Source organism: Curtobacterium sp. MCLR17_040 (assembly GCF_003234735.1).
Taxonomy (GTDB): domain Bacteria; phylum Actinomycetota; class Actinomycetes; order Actinomycetales; family Microbacteriaceae; genus Curtobacterium; species Curtobacterium flaccumfaciens.
In genome coordinates this window covers 81,146-102,479 of sequence record NZ_QKTE01000013.1, presented here as the reverse complement: position 1 = coordinate 102,479, position 21,334 = coordinate 81,146, and the positions used below count along the sequence as shown (strand labels likewise).

Annotated in this window: 22 protein-coding genes and 1 pseudogene; 10 read left to right on the top strand and 13 right to left on the bottom strand. The window is 72.3% G+C overall.

The genetic code is table 11. The features are described 5' to 3' along the window. Nucleotides 1-344, bottom strand: a pseudogene (locus DEJ01_RS12285) (hypothetical protein); the annotation flags it as partial. Between the two features lie 141 nt (nucleotides 345-485). Between DEJ01_RS12285 and DEJ01_RS12280 the strand changes: the two are divergent. The 3 genes from DEJ01_RS12280 (at nucleotide 486) to DEJ01_RS12270 (ending at nucleotide 5,378) form a co-directional block, all read left to right on the top strand. After that, nucleotides 486-1,559, top strand: a complete 1,074-nt coding sequence (locus DEJ01_RS12280; protein WP_042537701.1) for a 3-oxoacyl-ACP synthase III — start codon at nucleotides 486-488, stop codon at nucleotides 1,557-1,559. Beyond that, nucleotides 1,556-4,273, top strand: a complete 2,718-nt coding sequence (locus DEJ01_RS12275; protein WP_258375708.1) for an alpha/beta fold hydrolase — start codon at nucleotides 1,556-1,558, stop codon at nucleotides 4,271-4,273. Before DEJ01_RS12280 ends, DEJ01_RS12275 begins: the two co-directional genes overlap by 4 nt. A gap of 115 nt (nucleotides 4,274-4,388) precedes the next feature. Next, nucleotides 4,389-5,378, top strand: a complete 990-nt coding sequence (locus DEJ01_RS12270; RefSeq protein WP_111093118.1) for an NAD(P)-dependent oxidoreductase — start codon at nucleotides 4,389-4,391, stop codon at nucleotides 5,376-5,378. On the opposite strand, the gene DEJ01_RS18440 is transcribed toward DEJ01_RS12270, so the two are convergent. The 10 genes from DEJ01_RS18440 to DEJ01_RS12220 form a co-directional block, all read right to left on the bottom strand. Further along, complete coding sequence (locus DEJ01_RS18440) at nucleotides 5,354-6,004, bottom strand: gamma-glutamylcyclotransferase family protein (RefSeq protein ID WP_258375707.1); 651 nt, start codon at nucleotides 6,002-6,004, stop codon at nucleotides 5,354-5,356. The genes DEJ01_RS12270 and DEJ01_RS18440 overlap by 25 nt on opposite strands. 100 nt (nucleotides 6,005-6,104) lie before the next feature. Further along, nucleotides 6,105-6,521, bottom strand: a complete 417-nt coding sequence (locus tag DEJ01_RS12260) for an MFS transporter permease (RefSeq protein ID WP_111093117.1) — start codon at nucleotides 6,519-6,521, stop codon at nucleotides 6,105-6,107. After that, nucleotides 6,518-7,417, bottom strand: coding sequence for an Asp23/Gls24 family envelope stress response protein (locus tag DEJ01_RS12255; protein WP_181438437.1), 900 nt, complete (start codon nucleotides 7,415-7,417; stop codon nucleotides 6,518-6,520). The genes DEJ01_RS12260 and DEJ01_RS12255 overlap by 4 nt, the downstream gene beginning before the upstream one ends. A gap of 78 nt (nucleotides 7,418-7,495) precedes the next feature. After that, nucleotides 7,496-7,669 (bottom strand): CsbD family protein, encoded by a 174-nt coding sequence (locus DEJ01_RS12250; RefSeq protein ID WP_071246087.1) that lies wholly within the window; start codon nucleotides 7,667-7,669, stop codon nucleotides 7,496-7,498. Between the two features lie 82 nt (nucleotides 7,670-7,751). Beyond that, nucleotides 7,752-8,315 (bottom strand): hypothetical protein, encoded by a 564-nt coding sequence (locus DEJ01_RS12245; RefSeq protein ID WP_110864128.1) that lies wholly within the window; start codon nucleotides 8,313-8,315, stop codon nucleotides 7,752-7,754. Beyond that, nucleotides 8,312-8,887 carry a DUF6286 domain-containing protein gene (locus tag DEJ01_RS12240; RefSeq protein ID WP_110864127.1) on the bottom strand — a complete coding sequence of 192 codons (576 nt, stop codon included), beginning with the start codon at nucleotides 8,885-8,887 and terminating at the stop codon, nucleotides 8,312-8,314. Before DEJ01_RS12240 ends, DEJ01_RS12245 begins: the two co-directional genes overlap by 4 nt. Before the next feature lie 9 nt (nucleotides 8,888-8,896). After that, the gene (locus tag DEJ01_RS12235; protein WP_017885411.1) at nucleotides 8,897-9,211 is read right to left on the bottom strand and encodes a hypothetical protein; all 315 of its coding nucleotides are present in this window, start codon (nucleotides 9,209-9,211) and stop codon (nucleotides 8,897-8,899) included. Further along, nucleotides 9,208-9,399: a DUF2273 domain-containing protein gene (locus DEJ01_RS12230; protein ID WP_017885412.1), complete on the bottom strand. Its 192-nt coding sequence runs from the start codon at nucleotides 9,397-9,399 to the stop codon at nucleotides 9,208-9,210. The genes DEJ01_RS12235 and DEJ01_RS12230 overlap by 4 nt, the downstream gene beginning before the upstream one ends. Continuing rightward, the gene (locus tag DEJ01_RS12225) at nucleotides 9,396-9,854 is read right to left on the bottom strand and encodes an Asp23/Gls24 family envelope stress response protein (RefSeq protein WP_071405961.1); all 459 of its coding nucleotides are present in this window, start codon (nucleotides 9,852-9,854) and stop codon (nucleotides 9,396-9,398) included. Before DEJ01_RS12225 ends, DEJ01_RS12230 begins: the two co-directional genes overlap by 4 nt. A gap of 169 nt (nucleotides 9,855-10,023) precedes the next feature. Then, nucleotides 10,024-11,244, bottom strand: a complete 1,221-nt coding sequence (locus tag DEJ01_RS12220) for an AraC family transcriptional regulator (protein WP_111093115.1) — start codon at nucleotides 11,242-11,244, stop codon at nucleotides 10,024-10,026. A gap of 82 nt (nucleotides 11,245-11,326) precedes the next feature. Between DEJ01_RS12220 and DEJ01_RS12215 the strand changes: the two genes are divergently transcribed. From DEJ01_RS12215 to pgi, 4 genes are all read left to right on the top strand, one after another. Then, on the top strand, nucleotides 11,327-11,617 hold the full coding sequence (locus tag DEJ01_RS12215) for a metal-sensitive transcriptional regulator (protein ID WP_027466001.1): 291 nt from the start codon (nucleotides 11,327-11,329) through the stop codon (nucleotides 11,615-11,617). Between the two features lie 32 nt (nucleotides 11,618-11,649). Further along, entirely contained in the window at nucleotides 11,650-11,868 is a 219-nt protein-coding gene (locus tag DEJ01_RS12210) for a heavy-metal-associated domain-containing protein (RefSeq protein WP_111024449.1), read from the top strand. Further along, nucleotides 11,865-14,096, top strand: coding sequence for a cation-translocating P-type ATPase (locus DEJ01_RS12205; RefSeq protein WP_111093114.1), 2,232 nt, complete (start codon nucleotides 11,865-11,867; stop codon nucleotides 14,094-14,096). Before DEJ01_RS12210 ends, DEJ01_RS12205 begins: the two co-directional genes overlap by 4 nt. A gap of 193 nt (nucleotides 14,097-14,289) precedes the next feature. Continuing rightward, nucleotides 14,290-16,011 (top strand): glucose-6-phosphate isomerase, encoded by a 1,722-nt coding sequence (gene pgi, locus DEJ01_RS12200; protein ID WP_071246100.1) that lies wholly within the window; start codon nucleotides 14,290-14,292, stop codon nucleotides 16,009-16,011. Nucleotides 16,012-16,223: 212 nt separating this feature from the next. Here the strand turns inward: pgi and DEJ01_RS12195 are convergent, their stop codons facing one another. Then, nucleotides 16,224-17,129, bottom strand: coding sequence for a LysM domain-containing protein (locus DEJ01_RS12195; RefSeq protein ID WP_258375706.1), 906 nt, complete (start codon nucleotides 17,127-17,129; stop codon nucleotides 16,224-16,226). Nucleotides 17,130-17,261: 132 nt separating this feature from the next. On the opposite strand from DEJ01_RS12195, the gene DEJ01_RS12190 reads away from it, so the two are divergent. From DEJ01_RS12190 to DEJ01_RS12180, 3 genes are all read left to right on the top strand, one after another. Beyond that, nucleotides 17,262-17,798 carry a hypothetical protein gene (locus DEJ01_RS12190; protein ID WP_071405966.1) on the top strand — a complete coding sequence of 179 codons (537 nt, stop codon included), beginning with the start codon at nucleotides 17,262-17,264 and terminating at the stop codon, nucleotides 17,796-17,798. A 155-nt stretch (nucleotides 17,799-17,953) separates the two neighbouring features. Further along, nucleotides 17,954-19,411, top strand: coding sequence for a sugar porter family MFS transporter (locus tag DEJ01_RS12185; RefSeq protein ID WP_111093113.1), 1,458 nt, complete (start codon nucleotides 17,954-17,956; stop codon nucleotides 19,409-19,411). A 109-nt stretch (nucleotides 19,412-19,520) separates the two neighbouring features. After that, on the top strand, nucleotides 19,521-20,225 hold the full coding sequence (locus tag DEJ01_RS12180) for a DUF4396 domain-containing protein (RefSeq protein WP_220038686.1): 705 nt from the start codon (nucleotides 19,521-19,523) through the stop codon (nucleotides 20,223-20,225). Nucleotides 20,226-20,355: 130 nt separating this feature from the next. Here the strand turns inward: DEJ01_RS12180 and DEJ01_RS12175 are convergent, their stop codons facing one another. Beyond that, entirely contained in the window at nucleotides 20,356-21,330 is a 975-nt protein-coding gene (locus DEJ01_RS12175; protein WP_111093126.1) for a zinc-binding dehydrogenase, read from the bottom strand. Nucleotides 21,331-21,334 lie beyond the last annotated feature (4 nt).

Here is a 21,334-nt window from a genome sequence, read left to right as displayed (position 1 = left end):
TCGTTGGGCTTGCCTTCGTGGGTCTTTGCCGGCGCCTCGGGGGTGGGGGTCGGGGGCGGCGCGGTGCTCGGCGCCGGGGCCGGCTCCGGCTCCGTGGCGGGGTCGGCGTCGACCGGGGCCGCGGTGTCCGCGGGCGCGTCGGGCTCGACAGGTGCGCCACTGTCGACAGGTGACTCCTCCTCGCCCTCGCCCGGCGCCTCCGGCTCCACGGACGCGTCGGCTCGCTCCTCGGTCGGCGCGGGTGCCGTCGTGACGGTCGTCGCGGCGGCCATGTCCGGCACCGCCAACGGCGCGAACGCCAGCAGGAGGGCTGCGGCAGAGGTGGACTTGCTGAGCGGGGGCATTCGGGGCTCCGATCGAAGGGGTCGGTAGCCATCGTATGCAATATGTATTTCACATGCAATGCATTGCACGGATTCAGGGCCGTCCAGCGCATCCGGATCGCGCACACAGGCCAGATGCGGAAGTATGTGTCGGTGACGATCATGACGGAACGGCCGGTCGACCAGGCATCGAGCAGTGAACCGGAGCAGCCCGGCAACGCCACGGCGAAGCACCGGAACGTCTCACTGCTCTCCGTGGCGACCACCACGGCGGAGCGTGTGACGACCTCGGCCGACATCGAGGCCAAGCTCCGCGGGGTCCTCCGTCGACTCCGTCTGCCGATGGGACTGCTCGAGCGCGTCGCCGGGGTCATCGAGCGTCGCAACTGGGGCGAGGGGCAGACCTTCCAGGACGCCGCGATCGACGCCGGCCGCCGTGCCATGGCCGAAGCTGGTGTCCGTCCGGACGAGATCGGGCTGCTCATCAACACCTCGGTGACCCGTCCGCACCTCGAGCCGTCGGTGGCCGTCCGCCTGCACCACGGTCTCGGGCTGCCGTCGTCCGCCATCAACTTCGACATCGCGAACGCCTGCCTGGGGTTCGTCAACGCCATGAGCGTCGCCGCGGGCATGATCGACTCCGGGCAGATCAAGTACGCGCTCGTCGTCGACGGCGAGGACGCCGACCAGGTGCAGCTCAACACCATCGACCGCCTGAACCAGGGCGGTCGGAACCGCAAGGACTTCATGAGCGAGTTCGCCAGCCTGACCCTCGGGTCCGGTGCCGCGGCGGCCGTGCTCGGCCCGGCGGACCTGCACCCCGAAGGACACCGGATCGTCGGCGGCGTCACCCGCGCGGCGACCCAGTGGTACGACCTGTGCGTCGGCAGCGTCGACGGCATGTTCACGGACGCGAAGATGCTGCTCAAGGGCGGCATGGAGCTCGTCGTCGCCGCCTGGACCGAGGCCCGCGCCCACTTCGACTGGGCCGACATGGACCGCTACGTGCTGCACCAGGTCTCCGACGTGCACACCAACGCCTTCGTCGAGGCGATCGGCATCCCGCGCGACAAGGTCCCCACCACCTACCAGCGGTTCGGCAACGTCGGCCCCGCGTCGATCCCGATCACGCTCGCCGACGAGGTCGCCTCCGGCGGCATCCGTCGCGGTGACCGCGTGTTCCTGGGTGGCGTCGGTTCCGGCATCAACACGGCGATGATGGAACTCCACTGGTGAGGTCCCGGCTGCCCCGCGTCGCCGCGAGCACGGCTCCGGCGACGCAGCCGCCCTCCCTGCCCGGCCTCGACCCCGCGTGGTCGCGTCTGGTCACGGTCCCCGCGTGGTCTGCAGAGCGGACGGGAGGAACGGATCGCGCCGCGCGCACCTGGCACCTCCTCGACACGGCCGGGTCCCTGGCCGCGCTCGGCGTGGAACCGGTCGGCACGATCCTCTGCGTGCACGGCAACCCGACGTGGTCGTACCTGTGGCGGTCGGTGCTCCGCACCTCGCTCGAGGTCGCGCAGGCCGGCGGCCCGGCCTGGCGTGTGGTCGCCGTTGACCAGCTCGACATGGGCTTCTCGGAGCGCACCGGCGTCGAGCGGGGACTGGCGCAGCGCGTCGCGGACCTCGGTGCCCTGACCGACGAACTCGGGCTGACCGGACCGGTCGTCACCCTCGGCCACGACTGGGGCGGGGTGGTGTCGCTCGGTTGGGCGGTCGACCACCCGGACGTGCTGGCCGCCGCGATGACGTGCAACACCGCCGTGCACCAGCCCGACGACGCCCCGATCCCCGTACCGCTGCGGCTCGCCCTCGGTCCGGGGATGCTCGGCCGCGCGACGGTCGTGACCCCCGCGTTCCTCGAGACCACCCTGGCCATCGCGCACCCGAAGCTCGACCGTGCCACAGCCGACGGCTACCGGGCGCCCTACCGCGGTGCCGCCCGTCGCGGTGGCATCGGCGGGTTCGTCGCGGACATCCCCGTCGACGCCCGGCACCGGAGCGCACCCGAACTCGACCGCATCGCCGCCGGGGTCGCCGCGCTCGACGTGCCGGTGCTCCTGCTCTGGGGTCCGCGCGACCCGGTGTTCCTCGAGCGGTACCTGGACGACCTGACCGAACGCGTGCCGCACGCCGACGTCCACCGCTTCGAGGGCGCCGGGCACCTGCTGCCGGACGACGCCGACGTGGCGGGCGCGGCGTTCGACTGGCTCGGCGACCGTCTGCCGGACGGTGGCCGTCCTGCCCAGGCTGCCACGGGCCTCCAGGCCGACGCCGCGGACCCGGGCCAGCCCGCACCGGCGACCCCGCCGCTCTGGGCGCGGCTCGACGAACTGCGTGCCAGTGACGAACCCGCGCTGGTCGAGATGGCCGCAGCCGGTGGCCCCCGCACGATCACGTGGCGGCTGCTCGCCCGACGGGTCGACGAGATCGCCGCAGGACTCGACGACCTGGGCGTCCGGAGCGGCGACCGTGTCTCGCTCCTGGTGACCCCCGGTGCCGACCTGACCGCTGTCCTGTACGCCTGCGTGCGGATCGGGGCGGTCGTCGTCGTCGCGGACGCCGGACTCGGACTCGGCGGCCTGACCCGCGCGGTCCGCGGAGCCCGACCGGACTGGATCATCGGCGCGCTGCCCGGACTCGGTGCCGCGCGTGCCCTCGGCTGGCCGGGGCGACGCATCGCGACGCTCTCGCTGCCCGCGCCGGCCCGGAAGGCGCTGCGGGTAGAGCACACGCTCGTCGACGTCGCCCGACGTGGTGCGCGTCGTCTCGCGCACGGCGCCGCGCTGCCGGCGGCACCGTCGCCGGACGCACCCGCGGCCGTGCTCTTCACCTCGGGGTCGACCGGGCCGGCGAAGGGCGTCGTGTACACGCACGGGCAGCTCAGCGCCGTCCGGGACGCCCTTGCCACCCAGTACGACGTCGGGGTCGGCACCGGGCTCGTCGCCGGGTTCGCACCGTTCGCGCTGCTCGGCCCGGCCCTCGGGGCACGGTCGGTCGCGCCCGACATGGACGTCACCGCGCCACGCACCCTGACGGCGAAGGCGGTCGCGGCCTCGGTCGCCGCGGCCGACGCCACCGTGGTGTTCCTGTCCCCGGCGGCACTGGCGAACGTCGTCGCGACCGCGTCGGAGCTCACCGACGCCGACCGCCAGGCACTGAAGGGCGTGCGGCTGTTCCTGTCGGCCGGGGCTCCCGTCTCGGCTGCGCTGCTGACCGCGGCGACCGAGCTGATGCCGAACGCCAGTGCCCACACCCCCTACGGCATGACCGAGGGGCTGCTCATGACGGACGTCGACCTCGACGGGGTCCGTGCCGCCGGCCGGTCCGACGACGAGGGGATCTGCGTCGGGGTGCCGGCAGCGAACGTCCGCGTCCGCATCGCACCGCTCGACGGTTCGGGTCGCTCGACCGGAGCGCTGACGGACGAGCCCGGGGTCACCGGCGAGATCGTCGTCGCGGCACCGCACGTGCGCGACCACTACGACCGGCTCTGGCGCACCGACCGGGTCTCGCGCCTCGGCGTCGACGACCCGCGCGGGCACCGCACCGGGGACGTCGGACACCTGGACGCCGCGGGACGGATCTGGGTCGAGGGCCGGCTGCAGCACGTGCTGGTGACTCCGGACGGCGTCGTCACGCCGGTGGGGCCGGAGCAGCGGATCGAGGGCGTCGACGGTGTCGGACGCGCCGGCGTCGCGGGCATCGGGCCGGTCGGCACCCAGCAGGTGGTGGCCGTCGTCGAGACCGACCCTGCCGTGCGCCGGCCGGGTCTGGCGTCGCCGTCGCTCGCCACAGCGGTCCGTGCCGCCGCCCGGGTTCCCCTCGCCGCGGTGCTCGTCGTGCCCGTGCTGCCGACCGACATCCGGCACAACTCGAAGGTGGACCGCACCCGGTTGTCCCGCTGGGCCGGTTCGGTGCTGTCCGGCGGACGGATGGTCCGCCCGTGATCGGCGCGTTCTCACGCGCTCACCGACACCTCACGAGCCGTCGGGGGCGTGAGGTGTCGGTGAGCACGAATCGCCGACCCGTCGCGGTTCGAGACGGCGGACGGATGGTCCTCCCGTGAAGGTCCTGGTCACCGGGGCCAGCGGGTTCCTCGGGCAGGCCACCGCCGCAGCTGTTCGGGACGCCGGGCACGAGGTCCGGACGTTCCAGCGCCGTCCGTCCGGTGTGCCCGGGGTGCAGGACGTCGCCGGCACGATGACCGACGACGCCGCGATCGCCCGCGCGGTCGACGGGGTCGAGGCCGTCGTGCACCTGGCCGCCAAGGTCTCGCTCGCCGGGGACCCGGCCGACTTCGCCCGGGTCAACATCGAGGGAACCCGCTCACTGCTGGCGGCCGCCCGTGCAGCCGGCGTCGGGCGCTTCGTCTTCGTGTCGTCGCCGTCGGTCGCGCACACCGGGTCGTCGCTCGTCGGGGCCGACGCCGGTCCGGCCGAGCCGTCCCGTGCCCGAGGCGACTACGCCCGCACCAAGGCCGCGGCGGAGCTGCTGGCACTCGACGCCGACGCCCCGGACTTCGCCGTCGTGGCGGTCCGGCCGCACCTGGTGTGGGGTCCGGGCGACACGCAGCTCGTCGGACGGATCGTCGAGCGTGCCCGCGCCGGACGGCTCCCGCTGCTCGACTCCGGCGCCGCGCTCATCGACACGCTCTACGTCGACAACGCCGCGACGGCCATGGTCGCGGCACTCGAACGCGTCACGGACGACGGCGTCCACGGCAACGCCTACGTCGTCACGAACGGTGAGCCCCGACCGGTCGCCGACCTGCTCGCCGGCATCTGCACGGCGTCGGGCGTCCGACCGCCGCAGTGGCACGTGCCGGCCGCGGTCGCGCGGGCCGCGGGCTCCGTGGTGGAGGCCGTCTGGCGCGTCAGACCGGGCGAGGACGAGCCGCCGATGACCCGGTTCCTGGCCGAACAGCTCTCGACGGCGCACTGGTTCGACCAGCGACGGACCCGGAGCGACCTGCGGTGGACCCCGTCGGTGTCGATCGACCAGGGGCTCGAACGGCTGCGCGCCGCGGCTCAGGCCTCGTCGGCCGCCACGTAGACCCAGGCCGTCGAGCCCGAGGCCAGCGTGACCCGGATGCGCTGGTAGTCGGCGACCTCGTAGCCGTCGACCGCGCGGAGCTGCCACTCGTACCCGAGCGTCAGGGCCACACCCTCGACGACGTCGCCGGCGGAGCCGCGGCGGAGGATCGGGTGCCGGTCAGAGCCGCTCGTCCGGATGACGTCCGGGTCGGTGATCGTCACCCAGTCGAGCCGCCAGCCGGGCAGGGAGTCCGGGGTGGTGGGGACGTGGTCCCCGAACAGCGACTCCTGCACGAGCGGCTGCTGGAGCGTGCCGTACGAGAAGACCCGGTGCGTCTCGCCGGGGCGCGGCGTCGGACGCTTGACGGGGCGCGGAGCGACCGCCGGGGTCGAGGTCCAGACGAGTGCACCGGCCAGGCCGGTCAGGCCGAGGTGCAGCAGCCCGATGATGCCGAGGGCGCTGCCCCAGTAGATCCCGGAGTCGTCGCCGAGGCAGCGGGACTGCGGCCAGATCTCGGAATCGGAGAGGCACCCGTACCGGTTCGTGATCCCGACCACCAGCCCGATGACGCCGACGACGAGACAGACGAGCGCGAACGCGCCGAGACCGATGACCCAGCGCTGGCCGGAGGAGAGACGCTTCACGTCGCGAGGCTAGCGGACGGGCAGTGGACTCCGGGACCACCCGGGTGGGCCGACCTGGTCGGGTGGGGCGGGCCTCCAGGCCGGGACCGTGTGCACGACGTCAGCCGGTGAAGCGGGTCCAGAGCTCGGTGACGATCGGCCAGACGTCGCCGGCGCGGTCGGCGGAGCCGACGGCGACCAGGAAGACGGGGACCAGGGTGACCGCCAGGCTCACCAGGACGGCGAGCACCACGGCGGTCGTCGCGGTGGCGGTGTGCCGGCGGGTCAGGGCGAGCAGGAGCAGGGCGAGCACCACGACCGCGCCGAGCAGGGCGATCAGGGTGACGCGGACGAACGGGAACGGCACGAGACCGGTGGTGGTGGCGGTGACCCCGCCGAGGAACCCGACCAGCGGCAGGAAGCCGCCGACCGCGACGGCGAGGACGAGGAACACCCCGATGCCGCCGGCGATCCAGACGCCGCGGGGTCGGGGACGCCGGTCGCGGGACCGGCGCCCTCCGGACCAGGCGGTGGTCACGGCTGGTCCCGGTGACGGGGAGCCACTGCGGCATCCGCTGCCGCGTCGGCGGCGACGGCTGCGTCGTCGGCCGCGTCCGCCGCGGCATCGGCAGCGTCGGCGGCCCGGTCGCGGGTCGTGCCGGCTGTGTCGACGACGACGTCGCGGGCCTGCTCGGCGGCGTCCTTCGCAGACGATGCCGCGTCGGCGGCCTGCTCGGATGCCCGGGCGAGCGACTCCGAGGCGGCGTCACGCAGACGCTCGCTCGTCTCGGCGGCGGTGTCGACGGCACGCTTCGTGGTGTCGGCGGTGGCGTCGGCAGCGCGCTTGGTGGCGTCGGCGGTGGCGGACGCAGCCTGCTTCGTCGCATCGGCCGTGGCCGTCGCGGCACGCTTGGTCGCGTCGGCGGTGGTCTCGGCGGCCCGCTTGACCGCGTCGCCGGTCGACTCAGCCGCCTGCTCGACCGCATCGGTCGCCTGCTCGGCGGCCCGGCCGAGCGGGGACTGCTCGTCGTCGAACGGACCGTGCACATCGAGGACGCGCACGTCGACCGAGGTGCGGAGGTCGGACAGCTGCCGCGTCGCTGCGGTGACCTGCTGCCGGACCTCGGCGGCGACGGCCAGCACCGGGTGCGGGTAGCTGACGACGACGGCGACCTGCACGGTGAGCACGCCGTCCTGTTCGTCGACCTGCACGCCGGTGGTGCCCGCCGAACGGCCGAGCTGCTTCCGCAGCTGGTCGGCGGCACGGGCGGCGATCCCGCCGAGGTGGTGCACGCCGGGCACGCCGAGCGCGGTCTCCGCCGCGGTGCGCGCGACGATCGTCGCGGTGCTCGCGTCGTCGGGCAGCGGCTCCGTCAGTGCTGCGGGCAGGGCCACCTCGGTGACCTGCGTGTTCGCATGGGGGTCGTGCTGCATGGTTCCTCCTCGTTCGGGATCTGCGCGGGGACGCATCGGGGCACCCGTTCGACGGGTGCCCCGATGCGGTCGTGCGACCTACTTCTTGAAGACGTCCTTGACGTCCTCGCCGGTCTGCTTCGCGCTCGCAGCGGCCTGGTCCTTCTTGCCTTCGGCGACCTTCGAGTCGTCGTTGGTCAGGTTGCCGACGGCTTCCTTCGCCTTGCCGGCGAGGTCCTGAGCGGCGTTCTTGATCTTGTCGTCGAGTCCCATGACGGGTCCTTTCGTGGGTGGGCGTACGCCCGGTGGTGTGGTGGTGGGCCGGGAGGCCCGGGGTGCGTCCGGCTGACGGGTGTCAGTGGACGCGGGTCGACTTCGCGAGCGCGGAGCGGGTACCGCCGGTCAGGTGCACGAGCACCGGGACCGGACGGCCGAGGGTGCGGTCGAGGACCGCGACGGCTCGGTCGACGGCGTCGAGCACGCTGACGGCGTCCCCGCCGCGGCGGACCGCGACACGGATCCGGGCGGCGCGCTGCCGGCGGACGAGGTAGGTGTCGACCCGGGAGCCGACCACGTCGCGGACACCCGCGAGTTCGTGCTCGAGGACGTCCCGGACGAGTGCGACGTTGACGGTGACGGCATCGTCGCCCGAGTGCTCCCGGACGGCGACGGACGTGCCGCCACCACCGCGGGTGAACACCCACACGAGCGACAGGACGATCACGAGGGCCGCGGCCCCGGCGACGATCCACAGCGCGGACGCGGGGACGTCGAGGCTGCGGGGGAGGTCGACGTACGGCTTGACGGCGTCCTGGACGGCGGGCAGCACGCCCGCGCCCATCGCGATCCCGACGACCACGGCGACGAGGCCGAGGACGAACAGGATGATCCGGTTGAGGGTCCGGTTGCTCTTGGTCATGCGAGGGTTCCCTTCTCCTCGACCCGGACGCGGACGCGTCGGCCGAAGCGCTCGTCGAGACCGCTCAGGCGCTCCACGACGGCGGCGCGGACGCTCGCCTCGTCGACCGGCACACCGGTGACGGGGACGATGCGGACCTCGGTGGAACGGCCACGGGCGGTGGCGGAGGCGTTCCCCTCGGGGACACCGGCCGCCATACCGGCGGCGTTCGCCGCGGTGGAGGCGACGATGCGGGCGTCGATGACGACCGCACCACGCTCGTGTTCGACGACCGATCGGTGCTGGCGGCCGGGCTTGAGCGCCAGGACGACCAGCACGACGCCGAGGACGACGAGCACACCCGCGATGACCTCGACGACGGTGACGAACGCGGCGTCCGGACGGAGCGCCGTGTCGACCACGGTCTGGGGGTCGGCGACCAGCGGCGGGCGTCCGATGGCGCTGAGCACCGCCTCGGTGCCGATCCAGGCGGCCACCAGAGCGAGCACCACGAGTGCCACCGCCACTGCTGTGGAGCGGGAGCGGTGCACGCTCCGACGACGGATGCGTCGTTCGACGGAACCGTTGCTCATGATGGCCTCCTAGCGGGCACGGGACTCGTGCTCACGCACGATCCCGGTGAGTTCGATGTGGGCACTGCCGACGCGACGCCCGGTCAGGTCGCTCACGCGGCCCTTGACCTGGTCCGCGATCCGGATCGACCCGGAGACGATGTCGTCGCTCGCGGCGATCGGCCCGGTGATGTCGAGCGACAGTGCTCCCGACGCGTCGCCGAGTCCGACGCGCACCCGCTTGGCGGGGGCGCCGAGCCCTTCGGCTGCGACGGCCCGCGCCAGCGAGGTGAGCGCGCGTGCGGTGATCTCGACGCGGCCCGGGACGTCCGGGCCGGCGTTCACCGGGAGCTCCGGCGTCCGGTCAGCACGTCGGTCAGGGCACCGCGGTCGATGCGCCCGGTGGCGAGTGCGGCCACGAGGGCCCCGATCGCACCGAAGACGATGACGAGCACGAAGCCCCAGAACCCGAACTGCAGTGCCACGACGGCGAGGACTGCGCCGATGAGGGCGCCGATCAGCGTGTTGCTCATGCGACTCGGGCTTCCTTCTTCTCGTCCTCGTTGTCGTCGTCGTCGCCCGGGATGTAGACGTCCTGGACGGTCACGTTGACCTCGGCGACCTCCATGCCGACGATCTGCTCGAGGGCACGGGCGACACCGGCACGGACGCCGTCGGCGACCTGCTGGAGCGACACCGGGTACTCGGCGACGATCACGATGTCCGCGGCGACCTGCTTCTCGCCGACCTCGACCTTGACGCCCTGACCGAAGTCGCGCTGGCCGATGGCGTCGCGGATCGCGCCGATGGCACGGGCTGCGCCGTTGCCGAGGGAGTGCACGCCGTTGACCTCGCGGGCGGCGATGCCGGCGACCTTCGACACGACGGTGTCGTCGATGACGGTCTTGCCGGTGACGCCGCTGGTGCCAGCGTGCGAGGTGGCACGGGTCGCCGTGGTGGCCGGGGTGGGGGTGGTGGTGTCAGCCATGTTCGTTCCTTCCGTTGACCCGCCGGGCGTTCCCAGCGGTTGCTGTTCACGGATGAGACGGGCTGTGGAAGAGATTCGTCACACACGACTTCTCGGATTCGGCTGCTTTCCAGGGAACCCCAGAAATCCGGGGAAGTGCGTGTACCCCCGGGGTGTTCCGTCCGGCCGTTCAGCCGTTTCCGGCCGCGCCGTTGCGCTCGGCAGCGGCCCGCATGGCACGGACACAGGCCATCGGGGACTCGCCGCGCTCCTCGCGGAAGAGCTGTTGCAGCCGTCGGGGGAGCACCCCTGCGGCGGCCGCGATGTCGTCGAGCGTGAGCGGGTCGTCGAGGTGCTGCTCGATGTACGACACCGCACGACGGACACGCCACGACGCCTTGCCGACCTGCGGCTGCGCGGCCAGCGACGCGCGTTTCGTCACGGCGGGGTCCTCACCGAACCGGTCGCGGTAGGTCTCGGCGAACCGGCCCGGGTTGGTGAAGCCCCAGCGGCGGGCGATCGCGGCGATGCCGGAGGACACGAGCGGACCGTCCGCCGGGGCGACCGGGCCGCCCCGGTCCGCGCGGAGCAGCTCCTCGCGCACCCGGTCGAGGCGGTGGTCGCGGAGGAACCGGTGCGGGGTGGTGTCGAGCGTCCGGGCGAAGACGTCCTGCAGCCCGCGCTGGCTCAGTCCGCAGGCCGCGGCGATGGTGGGGATCGAGGGGCGTTCGGCGGCGTGCAGCTCGATGAAGCGGATCGCGTCGCGGAGCCGGTTCGCCACGGGGACGTCGTCGCCGCGGTTCCGGATCGGGAACGTGTCGAGGATGACGACGGCCAGCCGGCGGTTCAGCGCGGTCCGCATCGGCCCGAGCACGCGCTCGTCGACCAGGGCCGGCCCGAGTTCTCGGATCAGGTGCCGCAGGGGTTCGCGCCGGGCGACGACCTCGTCCTGCTGGTCGAACAGCAGTGGGCCGTCGGGCAGGCGGTAGCCGAGGTCGCGGCCGACGCTCCGCAGGAACCGGTCGGACACGTGCACGCCGTTGTAGACCGTGCCGTCGGACTCGAATCGGTAGGCCTCGGACGCCGACGCGATGTACGGGCTGCCCGGCTCGACGACGCGGGTGCGGTCGGCGAAGTGCATCTCGAGCCGGCCCTTGGTCAGCCAGAACACCACGTGGTCGTCCCGCACGCCGATGACCCCGCCCCGCCGACCGCCCTCGGCCCGCATGGTGCGCAGCGACAGGTCGTCGTCGCCCACGACCGTGTACTCGTACCGGGTGTCGTCGGTGGCGAACGTCTCGGAGGCGAAGTCCGAGCCGCCGTACTCGGCCGCGAAGATCTCGGAGTAGTCGGAACCCTCGCCGTCGGAGAACCGCAGCCGGCGGAATCCGTTCGTCGTCGAGGGGTCCATGCGCTGATCATGCCACCGGTTGCGCGCGGACGAGATCGGAATACCCTAGGGGGGTACCGTATTGAGAACGGTGGAGGCGGACATGCACGAACACGTCGGGTACATCGGCGACAAGGACGACCTGCTCAAGCGACTCCGTCGCGCCGAGGGGCAGGTGCGCGGCATCGCGCGGATGGTCGAGGACGAGACGTACTGCATCGACGTCCTGACCCAGATCTCGGCGGCGAACCGGGCGCTCGAACGCGTCGCGCTGTCGCTGCTCGAGGACCACCTGGCGCACTGCGTCGCCGAGGCCGTCGCCGAGGGCGGGGACGCCGCCGACGAGAAGGTGCGCGAGGCCAGCCAGGCGATCGCCCGGCTCGTCCGCTCCTGACCCCGACGACCCACCATCGAGAAGGAGACACCATGACCACCGAAACGCTGCTCGTCGAGGGCATGACCTGTGACCACTGCGTGATGAGCGTCACCGAGGAACTCACCGAGGTCGACGGGGTGTCGGGCGTCGACGTCCGACTCGTCCCCGGCGGATCGTCCGAGGTCACCGTCAGCTCGGCGGCACCCGTCGACGCGGACGCCCTCCGCGCCGCCGTCACCGAGGCGGGGTACGAGGTCGTGCGCTCGTGACCGACCGCACCGTCGAACTCGACATCACCGGGATGACCTGCGCCTCGTGCGCGAACCGCATCGAGCGGAAGCTCGGCAAGCTGCCCGGGGTCACCGCCACCGTCAACTACGCCACCGAGAAGGCGCAGGTGCAGGTCGCCGCTGAGGGCACCGCTGACCCCGAGTCGCTGATCGCCGCGGTGGAGTCGGCCGGCTACGGTGCTACGGTGCCGGCCCCGCCCGCCGCTGCTGACGCCGACCCCGCGGTCGACGAGGACCCGACCGGCCCGCTGCGCCGACGCCTGGTCGTGTCCGCCGTGCTCGCGGTGCCCGTCGTGGTGCTCTCGATGGTGCCGGCGCTGCAGTTCCCGAACTGGCAGTGGCTCGCCCTGACGCTCGCGGCGCCCGTCGCCGTCTGGGGTGCGCTCCCGTTCCACCGTGCCGCGTGGGTCAACGCCCGGCACGGTGCCGCCACCATGGACACCCTGGTGAGCGTCGGTGTCCTCGCTGCCTTCGGGTGGTCGCTGTACGCCCTGTTCTTCGGCGACGCCGGCACGACCGGCATGCACATGACGTTCTCGTGGTTCGCCACGGACCCCGAGGCCACCGACCTGTACCTCGAGGTCGCGACCGCCGTGACGGTGTTCATCCTCGCCGGCCGGTACATGGAGGCCCGCGCGAAGACACAGTCCGGTGCCGCACTCCGGGCACTGCTCGAACTCGGTGCGAAGGACGCCACCGTCCTGCGCGACGGTGCCGAACACCTCGTGCCGGCCTCGTCCCTGGTCGTCGGCGACGTCGTCGTGGTGCGACCCGGCGAGCGGATCCCGAGCGACGGCCTGGTGCAGGACGGCTCCTCGGCCGTCGACCTCAGCATGCTCACCGGCGAGTCCGTGCCGGTCGAGGTCGGCCCGGGCGACCGGGTCACCGGTGCCACGATCAACGTCGGCGGGCGGCTCGTCGTCGCGATCACGCGTGTCGGCGCCGACACCGAGCTCGCCCGGATGGGTCGCCTGGTCGAGGACGCCCAGACCGGCAAGGCCGAGGTGCAGCGCCTGGCCGACCGCGTGTCCGGGGTCTTCGTGCCGATCGTCATCGCGCTCGCCGTGCTGGCCTTCATCGGCTGGCTCGTGCTCGGCGGCTCGGTCACCGCGGCCTTCACCGCGGCCGTCGCCACCCTGATCATCGCCTGCCCGTGCGCCCTCGGGCTCGCCACGCCCACCGCGCTGCTGGTCGGCACCGGTCGCGGCTCCCAGCTCGGCATCCTGATCGGCGGTCCGCAGGTGCTCGAGCGCACCCGCGGTGTCGACACCGTCGTGCTCGACAAGACCGGCACCGTCACCACGGGGTCGATGACCCTGCGGTCGGTCACCGCCCTCGACGAGACCGAGGACGTCGTCCTGCGCCTCGCCGCGGCGGTCGAGGACGGCTCCGAACACCCCGTCGCCCGCGCCGTGACCACCGCGGCCCGTGCCCGGGGCGTCGACCTGCCCGAGGCCGAGCAGTTCACCGCGACCGCCGGCGCCGGTGTGCAGGCTGTCGTGGACGGCGACGTCGTGCTGGTCGGCACGACCCGCTGGCTCGCCGACTCGTGGTCGATCACCCTGCCACCGGTGCTGTCCGACGCCGTCGACCGTGCCGAGGTCGACGGGGGCACGGCGGTCGTCGTCGCCCGGAACGGCACGGCCCTGGGCGTGGTCGTCGTCGGCGACACAGTGAAGCCCGAGGCTGCCGACGCGATCGCCCGCTTCCGGGCGCTCGGCCTGCACCCGGTCCTGCTCACCGGCGACAACGACGGTGCCGCACGTGCGGTCGCCGCGAGCGTCGGCATCGACGAGGTGCATGCCCGCGCGACCCCGGCGTCGAAGCTCGAGACCGTCCGCCGGCTGCAGTCCGAGGGGCGGAGCGTCGCGATGGTCGGCGACGGCGTGAACGACGCCGCCGCACTGGCCGCGGCCGACCTCGGCATCGCCATGGGTGCCGGCACCGATGCGGCCATCGCGGCGAGCGACATCACGGTGGTGAGCGGTCGACTCACGGTGGTCGCCGACGCCATCCGGCTGTCGCGCGCGACGCTCGGCGTCATCAAGGGCAACCTGTTCTGGGCGTTCGCGTACAACGTCGCGGCGATCCCGCTCGCGATGGCGGGGCTGCTGAACCCGGTGCTCGCCGGTGCGGCGATGGCGTTCTCGTCGGTCTTCGTCGTGACGAACAGCCTGCGCCTGCGTCGCTTCGCGGCGCAGCCGTGAACCCGGCGAGCCGACCGCGGCCCTGAACGCGACCGGCCGGGAGGCGTGACGCGCGCAGCGAACGCGAGCCGCGCCTCCCGGCCGACTGTGCGCACCACCTGCCGGAGCGCACTACGCTCGAAGACGGTCCGCGACGCAGCGCTGCGTGACCCGCGGGCTGTACGTCTTGAACGTGATCCCCAGGAGGACCGAAGTGACCGAATCCGCTCCCGTCGACCCCACATCGACCGAAGGCTGGAAGAAGCTCGACAGCATCGCTGCCGGCTTCACCCCGGACCTGCGAGGGTGGTTCGACAGCGACCCCGGTCGTGCCGAGCAGTACACCTTCCAGGCGGCCGACCTGACCGTCGACCTCTCCAAGGGCCTGGTGACCGACGAGATCCTCGCCGCGCTGCTGCAGGTCGCGAAGGACACCGGCGTCGCCGAACGCTTCCAGGCGATGCTCGCCGGTGAGCACATCAACGTCACCGAGGACCGCGCCGTGCTGCACACCGCGCTCCGCCGCCCGAAGGCGACCGAGGGCCTCGTGCCGGCGGCGCCCCTGACCGTCGACGGCCAGGACGTCGACGCCGACGTGCACGCCACGCTCGACAAGGTCTACGGCTTCGCCGAGCAGGTCCGCAGCGGCGCCTGGACCGGTGTCACCGGCAAGCGCATCGAGACCGTCGTCAACATCGGCATCGGTGGCTCCGACCTCGGCCCCGTCATGGTCTACGAGGCACTCAAGCCCTACGTCCAGCCCGGCCTCGAGGCCCGCTTCGTGTCGAACATCGACCCGGCGGACATCTACGAGAAGACCGCGGACCTCGACCCCGAGACCACGCTCTTCATCGTCGCGTCGAAGACCTTCGGTACGCTCGAGACCCTGACGAACGCGCGCCTCGCCCGCCAGTGGCTGTGGGAGAAGCTCGGCCTGACCGACGCCGCCGACGACGAGAAGAAGAACGCCGTCGCGAAGCACTTCGTCGCCGTCTCCACCGCGCTCGACAAGGTCGAGGCCTTCGGCATCGACCCCGAGAACGCCTTCGGATTCTGGGACTGGGTGGGCGGCCGCTACTCGGTCGACTCGGCCATCGGCACGAGCGTCGTCATCGCCATCGGCAAGGAGAACTGGGAGCAGTTCCTCGCCGGCTTCCACGCCATCGACGAGCACGTCCGCACCACGCCGCTCGAGCAGAACGTCCCCGTCCTGATGGGCCTGCTCAACGTCTGGTACACGAACTTCCTCGGTGCGCAGAGCCACGCGGTCCTGCCGTACACGCAGTACCTGCACCGCTTCGCCGCGTACCTGCAGCAGCTCACCATGGAGTCGAACGGCAAGCGCGTCCGCTGGGACGGCTCGCCCGTCACCACCGAGACCGGCGAGGTCTTCTGGGGTGAGCCCGGCACGAACGGCCAGCACGCGTTCTACCAGCTCATCCACCAGGGCACCCGCCTGATCCCGGCCGACTTCATCACGGTCGCCAACCCGGCCCGTCCGCTCAAGGACGAGACCGGCGACGGCAAGGGCGTCGCGCCCGGCACCGACGTGCACACGCTGTTCCTGGCGAACTTCTTCGCGCAGACCAAGGCGCTCGCGTTCGGCAAGAGCGCCGACGAGGTCCGAGCCGAGGGCACCACGGACGAGGGCATCGTCGCGGCGCGCACGTTCCCCGGCAACAAGCCGACCACGTCGATCATCGCGCCGGAGCTCACCCCGAGCGTCCTCGGCCAGCTCATCGCCCTGTACGAGCACATCGTGTTCACCGAGGGCACGATCTGGGGCATCGACTCGTTCGACCAGTGGGGTGTGGAGCTCGGCAAGCAGCTGGCGCTGCAGGTCACGCCGGCCGTCGAGGGCGACCAGGCCGCACTCGACGCGCAGGACCCGTCGACCAAGGCGCTCATCGCGAAGTACCTGGAGCTGCGGAAGTAACGCACGCCCCCACCTGACGGACGGGAGGCCCGTGGCGGATCCGCCACGGGCCTCCCGTCCGTCGTGTCGGGCACTGCCAAAGCGACAGTTGCGCCCGACGGGCCGCCGTCAGGCCTGCGAAAGCGACAGATGCGCGCCGATCTTCCGCGGAGAAGTGTCGCTTTCGCGAGGGCCCGCTGCGACGCCGCGGGGCTCGGCGCCGGGCCGCGCGCTCAGCGGGCGAGCGGGTCGAGGTTGAGGGACGTGCCCTTGTACAGGTGCTGGTCCTCGCCGAACACCTGGACGCCCTCGTTGAGCCAGACCAGGTCGCGGACGGTGATGCCGAACCGCGCCGCGACGTCCCCGATCAGGTCGTCCGGTGCCACGCCGTAGGACCTCGGCGCGCCGGCGGCCGTGGTCGCGGTGACGGTCCCGGTCGCGTTCGCCCGTCGTCCCGCGTCCTTCGGGTGCACGTTCGTCTGCCGCGCGGGGACGGACCACCGCACGGTGGACACCGCGAGGACCTTGCCGGCGGAGATCTCGACCGGGACGTCCTGCCCGGCGGCCGCAGCGGAGTAGGTCACGAGGGTGCCGAGGTGTGACGGGTCGACCCCGGATCCGTCCAACGGGACGTCGACCGCGGCCGCCGTGCTGGTCGGACCGCCGAGGGTCCGGTCACCGACACCGGGGTAGGTGAGCCCGTCGCCCACCGCACGGGGCAGGTCGAACAATGCGACGCCGATCGGCACCGGCAGCGTCGAGGTGATCCCGGAGTACTGCGCGGTGAAGGTGTCGTCGCCGTCCGCGACCACCCGGAAGTGGAAGTGCACGCTGCCCTTCGGCGAGGCCACGTCCCCCTGCGCCAGGACGGTCCCGGCGGGGATCGGTGTCAGCGTCGGTGCGGGTGCGGCGGCCTCCGTCGGCACCGGGGTCGGTGTGCGCGGGTTCGCCGAGGCCTCGATCAGGTCCGATGCCGACTCGCCGTCCGGGGTCGCGGTCGGGGTCTCGCTCGCGGTCGGGCTCGACGCGGTTGGGGAGGCGGGAGCGGGCAGGGCACCGTCCGGTCCCCGCAGCAGCGAGCAGCCGGACAGCACCACGCCGGCCGCCAGCACGATGGCGATCCCGCCGGTCCGTTTCATGATGCCCCCTCAGCTCGAGGGTAACGCGATGGCGAACACACGGTCGTCGTCGCCGGCGGACTGTGTCCCGGGACGCAGTCCAGCTGCCGAGGGGGCGAGATGGTGTCGGTCGGAGCGGCTACGGTCGAGGGCATGGAGCGTTCGGAGATCCTCGCCGCGGCTGCCGCCGCGCACGCCGCCCGCATCGCAGCGGCGGGTGGTGACGACGTCGCAGCGCGTGAACGTGCCGACAGCGTCCGGCGCCGGGCCGACGGGCTCACCGACCGGTACGACACGGTCGAGGGCTCGGACACCGAGTCCGACGCACGTGACGCCGCACGCCGTCGGGCGGGAGAGGCAGACCGCGCCGCCTCGCGCACCGAGGGCGTGCTGTCGGACTGGCACCGGATGGGCACCCGTCGTGGCGTCACCCCCGACGCCCAGGTCCGCACGGCGTGGACCGTGACCGGGGTCCCCGAGCGCGGCGACGCCCGCGCGCTCGCGAACGTGCTGCTCTCCACCGCGGGGCACGCCGGACGCGTCGCCGACGCCGCCCGACGCAACCCCGCCCTGTCCGGCGCCGCGAGTGCCGCCGCCCGACGGACCGTGCGCCGCTACACCGATCACGGTGCCGACATGGCCTCGTTGGGGGACGTCCTGGGCGACGGCCCCGTCGACGACGAGCGCTGAGCCCGATCCGCGGATTGGACCGCTCCCGTCCTCATCAGGCCTTCTGTGGACCGATCCAAACGACCTGACGACAGAATGTCCAATTGACAGGACATGGATTCGGGTTACGATCGGTCCACGCACTGACGCGCGATCACCGACGAAGGAGTCACCGAATGGTCGACATCAAACCGACAGCCCCGACTGTCGCACTGCCCCCGTTGGGGACCGGGCCGCACCGCCGACGACTCGGTGTGCTGGCCCTCGTCGCCACGTTCGGCGGGTTGCTCTTCGGGTACGACACCGGGGTCATCAACGGTGCCCTGAACCCGATGAAGGCCGAGCTCGGCCTCACGAACTTCACCGAGGGTGTCGTCACCAGCTCGCTGCTCTTCGGTGCCGCGATCGGCGCCATGCTCGGCGGCCGCATCGCCGACGGCTGGGGCCGCCGCAAGACGATCATCCTGCTCGCCGTCACGTTCTTCGTCGGCACGCTGATCTGCGTGTTCGCGCCGACGTTCGAGGTCATCGTCGTCGGTCGTGTGCTCCTCGGCCTCGCGGTGGGTGGCGCATCCACGGTGGTCCCGGTGTTCCTCGCCGAACTCGCGCCGTACGAGATCCGCGGGTCCCTGTCCGGCCGCAACGAGCTCATGATCGTGATCGGTCAGCTCGCCGCGTTCGTGGTCAACGCCTTCATCGGCAACATCTGGGGTGAGGGCAACGGGGTGTGGCGCGTCATGCTGGCCGTCTGCGCGCTCCCCGCGATCGCGCTGTTCGTCGGCATGCTCCGGGTGCCGGAGTCTCCGCGCTGGCTCGCGTCGAAGGACCGCTACGACGAGGCGCTCTCGGTCCTCGAGCAGGTCCGGACCACCGATCGGGCCCGCGCCGAGCTCGACGACATCAAGCGGAGCAACGACCTCGAAGCGAAGGTCGAGCGCGTCAGTGGCTGGCACACGCTGCGCGGGAACAAGTGGCTCATCCGCATCGTGCTCATCGGTGCCGGGCTCGGCGTCGCGCAGCAGCTGACCGGCATCAACTCGATCATGTACTACGGCCAGACCGTGCTCATCGAGTCCGGGTTCCAGGCGTCGGCCGCCCTCATCGCGAACATCGCCCCCGGCGTGATCGCCGTCGTCGGTGGCGTCATCGCGCTGTACAACATGGAGAAGATCAACCGCCGCACGACGCTGATCCTCGGGTTCACGCTGACGACGATCTGCCACTTCCTCATCGGCATCGCGTCGGTGGCGCTGCCCGAGGGCAACCCGGCCCGCCCGTGGGTCATCCTGTTCCTGGTCGTCGCGTTCGTCGGCTCGATGCAGACCTTCCTCAACATCGCCGTGTGGGTCGTCCTGTCCGAGATCTTCCCGACGCAGATCCGTGCGCTCGGCATGGGCATCTCGGTGTTCTGCCTCTGGATCGCGAACGCGTTCCTCGGGCTGTACTTCCCGACGATCGTCGCTGCGACCGGCATCACCGGGACGTTCTTCGGCTTCGGGGTCGTCGGGCTGCTGGCGCTGCTCTTCATCTGGAAGTTCGTGCCGGAGAGCCGCGGGCGCACCCTCGAAGAGGTCGAAGAGGGCGTCACCACCGGCAACATCTTCACCGTCCCCGTGAAGGCGTCGCGCCGCTAGTCCGCACCACGCCGCACCGAGTGCGCAGAAGACGTCGGGTCGCCCCAGGGCACCCGGCGTCTTCTGCTCACTGGATCCACCGTCGCCGCCCGGTTGGTTGCATGGAGGCGTGACGGAACTGGTGCTGCAGGACTTCCCCACCGCCCTGAACGTGGTGTGCTCGGCGCTGCTCGTGGTCGCCGTGGGCTGCGCCGTGTTCGTGGCGGTCGACGTGGTGCGTCGGCCGCCGCACATGCGCGTCATGGCGTTCGTGTGGCCGCTCACGATGCTCTTCGGCAGCGTCGTGTGGCTCGTCTTCTACCTGCGTCGGGGGCGGGCCTCGGCGCCCGGACACGGACGGTGGGCGGGCACCGCGATCGACACGAGCCACTGCGGGGCCGGCTGCGCCCTCGGCGACCTGATCGGCGAGTTCGGGCTCGCGGCGTTCCCGGCGCTCGGGGTGGTCGTCGGCCTGGGGTCGCTCTACCAGGACCGGATGGTCGCCGGGTGGATCGTCGACTTCGTCATCGCGTTCGTGCTCGGCATCGCGTTCCAGTACTTCGCCATCGCGCCGATGCGGGGCCTCGGCGTCCGGGCCGGGCTCGTCGCCGCGCTCAAGGCCGACACGCTGTCGATCATCGCGTGGCAGGTGGGCATGTACGGCCTGATGGCGGTGTGGCAGCTGGTCGTGTTCCCGGCATTCGTCGGCGGGCGCGCGAGCGTCTTCTCGCCGGAGTTCTGGGTGGCGATGCAGCTGGCGATGGTGGCCGGCTTCGTCTGCTCCTACCCCGTGAACGCGTGGCTGGTGCGTCGGGGCATCAAGGAGGCCATGTGACGGACCAGCGGACGGACGGGAGGCCCGGTGCCAGCTGGCACCGTCCTCCCTCGCAGGCTCGGTCGGCGCGCCCCGCGCAACGCTTCGCGTTGCCGCTGAGCGGGGCGCGCCCGTCCGTTCTGTGGTCGCGCTACGGGCGCAGGAGCACCTTGCCGACTCGGCCGGCGGTGTCGCTGGCGCGCACGGCGTCGCGGACCTGCTCGAAGGCGAAGGTCTCGGCGACGGGGAGCGTCAGCGAGCCGTCGAGCACGCGGGTGATGAGCTCACCGAAGAGCTGCCCCTTCGTCTCGGCCGGCATCGTCTTGCTGACGACGGAGCCCCAGAAGCCCTTCACGGTGAGCTGGCCGAAGATGACCTTGCCCGACGGGATCTCGAGCGTCGGCGACGCCATCGCGCCGAAGACGACGAGGGTGGCGTTCTCGCCCAGCACGGACGCGATGTCGCCGGCGGCCTTGCCACCGACCGACTCGACGCCCGCGATGATCGGGGCGCCACCGGTGATCGCGGCGACCTGGTCCTGCCAGTCGTCGGCGTCCGTGGCGACGATGCGGTCGATGCCCTGCTCGCGGAGCTCGTCGACACCGGCGGCGCGACGGACGAGTCCGATCACGTTGATGCCACGGGCGGCGCCGAGCTGGGCGACCATGCGTCCGACCGCACCGTTGGCGGCGTTCTGGATGATCCAGTCGCCCTCGTGCAGGTCGAGCGAGTGCAGCAGGCTGATGGCGCTGAACGGCATCGAGACGAGCTGGGCGGCGGCCTCGTCGGTCATCGCGTCCGGCACCGGGACGAGCCCGGCGGCGTTGGCGGTGTAGTACTCGGCCCAGACGCCGAAGGCACCGCCGGCGACGCGCTGGCCGACCTGCAGGTTCGTGACGCCCTCGCCGAGGGCCTCGACGACGCCGAGGGCCTCGGTGCCCGAGGCGGCGGGGAGCTCCGGCTTGAAGCCGTAGGTGCCGCGGACGGTCCACAGGTCGTGGTTGTGGATGGGGGAGAGGACCGTGCGGACGAGGACCTCGCCGGCGCCGGGCGTCGGGACGGGGCGCTCCTGCACCTCGAGGACGTCGGCGGGCTCGGCGAACGTCTCGTGGACGACGGCGCGCATGGTG